At 64.9% G+C, this 5,796-nt stretch carries 2 protein-coding genes; one reads left to right on the top strand and one right to left on the bottom strand.

What is annotated here, in order from left to right; all coding sequences use genetic code 11:
• Window positions 1-812: 812 nt before the first annotated feature.
• Window positions 813-935 carry a hypothetical protein gene (locus F9929_RS24780; RefSeq protein ID WP_268915693.1) on the bottom strand — a complete coding sequence of 41 codons (123 nt, stop codon included), beginning with the start codon at window positions 933-935 and terminating at the stop codon, window positions 813-815.
• Window positions 936-984: 49 nt separating this feature from the next.
• Here F9929_RS24780 and F9929_RS23760 point away from each other — a divergent pair.
• On the top strand, window positions 985-5,796 hold a 4,812-nt coding region (locus F9929_RS23760), incomplete at its 3' end, for a VCBS domain-containing protein (RefSeq protein WP_268915694.1).

The following is a 5,796-nucleotide window of genomic DNA, read 5'->3' on the forward strand; positions in this document are numbered from 1 at the left end:
TATGTGCTAACCACCAAGCCTGACGGCCCACAGCGATTACAACGCCCCCGCATGCGTGCAAGAAACCGTGCAGGGGCACGGTGAGGCAAAGCCGATAAAGACGGCGCAGGAAAACCGCAGGATAGGCAAAAACACAGCCGGAAACAGCGCCACACCGGCGGTCACCAGATCGACACGGGGATGCCTCTCGTGACGCGAGAAGCCGCTCCTTTCTAAGGCTGCTTCGATCAGCAGCCTCCCGACGAACCATCCATCGTTACTATCTGCTCGGCTAGTTAGAGGGCTGCCGCCAATACCTGCTTGCCGCTGCAGGTCGATGCGAAATGGTCGTTGGCGTGCTTCATGCGAGGAGCCGACGAAGACAGAAACGGCCGCTGATCTCGGTCGCGAGGTAGCGCTGCTGCGAACGTGTTTTCACGCTTCGTCAACCCTGTTTGTTTGTAGCTAGATGTTGTGACGGAAAAACCGCAGCCTTGTAAGAACGAGCGTTGCGTGCAGTGACGTCGAGGCTTTCCGGTTGATCAGTCACTGATCTCAAATTAGAAATTCCGCTAGGGAATTTCACCTCCCGCTCAAGGCGTTCGAACTTTCATCGCTCTGCGCAAGCTTATCGTTTCCCTGGAACGGTGGCTTCGATGAATCATGTCTGGAAATTGCGATGCCCACGATATTTCTCCAAAGAAACGATAACAACGCCGCCGACGTTGCATTCGATGGGGACAGGGCCCGCGTTCTGAAAGACGGCGTTGTTGTTGTCGACTGGACGACAGGGGGGGGATTTCTTCTCTGCCGCAAGGTGGGGGATACACGCTTCAGGTTTCGAAAGGCGGCGTCACGACGTCTTCGTCGCTGAGCATCGGCATCGTCGTCGGCACGATCGGCCAGTCCAATATCCAGCATTGGTATTCCGATTGGCTCACCAGCCAGACGGTCACGCCTTCCTCTCCTTATACGTTTCAGTATTACGGCGGCACCTGGGGGTCGATACAGGGCGATGCCGCGCGCACTTTCGCCAATACCTTGAGCGCGGCAACCGGGGCGCCGGTCGCGATCATCGACGGCTCGGTGGGGGGTACGCCGCTTTTGAAGCGGTTCAACAATGCGGGCGGCGATTGGGAATCCACCGGGCCCGACTCGCTCTACGGGCTGTTCAAGAGCAAGCTCGACAGCGTCGGCGGCCGCGCCGAACTGATGGTCTGGATACAGGGCGAGTCCGATGCGGGACGCGGCGGCGAGAACCTCGAATATTACGCCGCCTTGAAAGGCTTGTTCACACGCATCGAGGGGGAGATCGCACCGAAATCGATTCTGATGTCGACGCTGGGATCGACCATCTACGGCAACGACAACTGGAATCCCTACTTCTCCCCCGAACAATGGCAGAAGATCTTCGACGCGCAGACCAAGGTCGCGTCCGAATTTGCCAATGTCGTTTCGATCGCCACCACCGATCTCGATATCGAGGACAACATTCACCGCAGCATGGTGTCGGCCAGCACGGAAGCCGTGCGCCTCGTCGACGCCTATCTGTCGTCGCTCGGTCAGAACGGCGCCCTCTCCAAGCTCGTCGGAACGTCTGACGCAGATGTCCTGAACGGCACGGCGGCAAGTGATTTCATCGAAGCCCGCGACGGCGACGACGTCATCTTAGGGGGAGCCGGCAACGATATCCTGCGCGGCGAGGGCGGGGCCGACCGGATCGAGGGGGGTGACGGCATCGATCTCCTGTCGGGAGGGGCCGGCAACGATGTCATCGATGGCGGAGCTGGACGCGACCGCGTGACCGGCGACGACGGCAACGACGAACTGCACGGGGGCGATGGCGACGATATCGTCTATGGCGGCGAGGGCGAGGACGTTCTCCATGGCGACGCGGGCGACGATATCCTGGTCGGCGGCAACGGCGACGATCGTGCCCATGGCGGCGACGGCAACGACCAGATCTATCTCGGCTCCGGCAACGACCGCGTTTATGGCGACGACGGCAACGACACGTTCATCGTCGACAATGTCAGAACCTATATGTTCGCCGGGTCGCCTTATGGATACAGCGCTATCGACGGCGGCAATGGCGACGACACAATCCGCGTCCGCAACAGCGGCATGACGCTCGGCCTCGAAAGCATCCAGAACATCGAGACCATCACGGCCAACGGCTTCAACAATTTCAATATCGAAGGGTCGGCTTCATCCCAGGAACTGGACTTCCGGGGCGTCCAGCTCATCGGCGTTCTGGGCATCTATGCCGGGGCCGGCGACGACGTCGTTTACGGCAGCGTTTCGGCCGACCGCATTTCGGGCGACGACGGCGACGACAAGCTTTTCGGCTGGTTCGGCGACGACGTTCTTTCGGGCGGCAGCGGCAACGATTCCCTGTCCGGCCAGGATGGCAACGATACGCTGATCGGCGGCGACGGCAACGATCTCCTGTCCGGCGGCGACGGCTACGATACGGCGGCGTTCGCCGGGGCATTTTCGAGCTACGTCGTCGACCGGCAGAACGGCACCGTGTCGAACGGTGCCGGCGACGTGGACAGCCTGACCGGCATCGAGCGCCTGACCTTCTCCGACGGCGTCTACGACTGGCAAACGGGTGTCTTCACGGCGGCCGTCACCGGCGTAACGATCCGGGGCACGGTGAACAACGACGTCATGTCGGCGGTCAAGAACGTCGACGGACAGCCGCTTGCCACGTTCCATAGTGATACGCTGTTCGGCTTTGCCGGCAACGACACGCTGGACGGGGGCGCGGGCGCGGACCGCATGGTGGGCGGCACGGGCGACGACACCTACACGATCGACGATGCGGGCGATGTCGTCGTCGAGGCCGTCGGCGAAGGCGTCGATACCGTCAACGCCTCCGTCGCCTTCGTTCTGGCCGACAATGTCGAGCGCCTGACCCTGACGGGCTCGGCCGCGATCGACGGCACGGGCAATGCGCTTGCCAACCGCTTGATCGGCAATGCCGCGAGCAACGTCCTGATCGGCCTTGCCGGCAACGACACGCTGGACGGCGGCGGCGGGGCGGACCGAATGATCGGCGGCACCGGCGACGATACCTACACCGTCGACAATGCCGGCGACGTGGTCGTGGAAGCCGCCAACGAAGGCACCGACACGGTCAATTCCTGGGTGACGACGGCGCTGGCCGAGAATGTCGAAAACCTGATCCTGATCGGCGCTTCCGCGATCGACGGCACGGGCAACGCGCTTGCCAACCGCCTCGCCGGCAACGCCGCCGACAACGTCCTGATCGGCCTTGCCGGCAACGACATCCTGGACGGCGGCGCGGGCGCGGACCGCATGGTGGGCGGCGTCGGTGACGACACCTACACCGTCGACAATGCCGGCGACGTGATCCTGGAAGTCGCCAACGAGGGCTACGATACGGTCAATTCCTCGGTGTCCCTGACGCTCGCCGAGAATATCGAGCGCCTGACCCTGACGGGCTCGGCCGCGCTCGATGGCACGGGCAACGCCATCGCCAACCGCCTCGTCGGCAACGCGGCGGCCAATATCCTGATCGGCCTCGCCGGCAACGACACGCTCGACGGCGGCGCGGGCGCGGACCGCATGGTGGGCGGCACGGGCGATGACACCTACACCGTCGACAATGCCGGCGACGTCACGGAGGAACTGGCCAACGAGGGAACGGACTCGGTCAATTCGTCGATTTCCCTGACGCTTTCCGAGAATATCGAGAACCTCACGCTGATCGGAACGGCGGCGATTGACGGCACGGGCAACGCGCTCGCCAACCGTTTGACCGGTAATGCGGCCAACAACGTCCTGACCGGCCTTGCCGGCAACGACACGCTGGATGGCGGCGCGGGCGCGGACCGCATGGTGGGCGGTACGGGCGACGACACCTATAGCGTCGACAATGCCGGCGATCTCGTCGTGGAAGCCTTCAACGAAGGCTATGACACGGTCAATTCCTCCATCACCCTGACGCTTGCCGAGAATGTCGAACGCCTGACCCTGACGGGCTCGGCAGCGATCGACGGCACGGGCAACGCTCTCGCCAACCGCCTGACGGGCAACGCTGCGGACAACGTCCTGACCGGCCTTGCCGGCAACGACACGCTGGATGGCGGCGCGGGCGCGGACCGCATGGTGGGCGGCACCGGCGACGACACCTATAGCGTCGACAATGCCGGCGATCTCGTCGTGGAAGCGGCGAACGAGGGCACGGACACGGTCAATTCCTCCATCACCCTCGCGCTTGCCGACAATGTCGAGAACCTGACCCTGACCGGGACGGCGGCCATCGATGGCACGGGCAATGCGCTGGCCAACAAGCTGGTCGGCAACAGCGCCGGCAACATCCTGAACGGCGGCAAGGGCGACGACACGCTGGATGGCGGCGGCGGTGTCGACACGGCGATCTACGAGGGGAATTTCGCGCAATACGCGATCAACCGCGCGCGCGGCACCGTCACCAGCACCGCCGAGGGTTCCGACCGGCTGAGCAACATCGAATTCCTGAAATTCAAGGACGGCCTCTTCAACTGGGCCGACGGCACCTTCACCCGAGCCAACACCCCTCCCAAACTGACCGCAGGTGTTCAAAGCGCCGATCTTGTTGAAGCCACGGCGGGGTCTGCCGGCGTGGACCGGGCGACGATTGCGCTGGCGGCATCGGACGTGGACACGGGCGACGTGTTGTCGTTCGAAGCGGCGGGCTGGACGTCGGATGGCGCGGGGCATCTGACGAAGGCCGGTCTCTACGGCACCGCGAAGCTGGACCTGGCGACCGGGGTGGTGAGCTACGCGCTCGACAACGCCTCGGCCGCCACCGACGCTCTGACGGGCGGTCAGCGGGTGGTGGATGCGTTCGAGGTCGGGGTGCGCGACGGATCGGGCGCGCTGGCGACGACGCGCTTCGGCTTCGCCGTTGTTGGAGCGGATGACGCGCCGGTGGTGACGGGCGCGGCGACGGCCTTGGTCGAGGGCGACGAGGCGGCGTCCTTGGCGGCGTCCGGCACGGTGACGATCACCGATGCGGACGGCGTGGCCGAGTTCGCGGCGCAGAGCGACACGCAAGGCCTTTACGGCCGCTTCACGCTGGATGCCTCGGGCCAATGGCGCTACGCGGCGAACGGCGCGCATGACGAGTTCGCGGCAGGTGTCGTCTACACCGACAGCTTCACGGTGCGCTCGGCGGATGGTTCGGGAAGCGCCAGCGTGGTGATCACGATCACCGGCACGAACGACGCGCCCAAGCTCGTTGCGAGCGTTCAAAGCGCCGACCTCGTGGAAGCCACGGCGGGGTCTGCCGGCGTGGACCGGGCGACGATCGCGCTGACGGCATCGGACGCGGACACGGGCGACGTGTTGTCGTTCGAAGCGGCGGGCTGGGTGGCGGACGGCGCGGGGCATCTGGTGAAAGCCGGTCTCTACGGCACGGCGAAGCTGGACGTCGCGAGCGGGGTCGTGAGCTACGCGCTGGACGACGCCTTGGCCGCGACCGACGCGCTGGCGGGCGGTCAGCGGGTGGTGGATGCGTTCGAGGTCGGGGTGCGCGATGGATCGGGTGCGCTGGCGACGACGCGCTTCGGCTTCGCCGTTGTTGGAGCGGATGACGCGCCGGTGGTGACGGGCGCGGCGACGGCCTTGGTCGAGGGCGACGATGCGGCGTCCTTGGCGGCGTCCGGCACGGTGACGATCACCGATGCGGACGGCGTGGCCGAGTTCGCGGCGCAGAGCGACACACAAGGCCTCTACGGCCGCTTCACGCTGGATGCCTCGGGCCAATGGCGCTACGCGGCAAGCGGCGCGCATGACGAGTTCGCG

The organism is Aureimonas psammosilenae (genome assembly GCF_009176975.1).
Classification (GTDB): Bacteria; Pseudomonadota; Alphaproteobacteria; order Rhizobiales; family Rhizobiaceae; genus Plantimonas; species Plantimonas psammosilenae.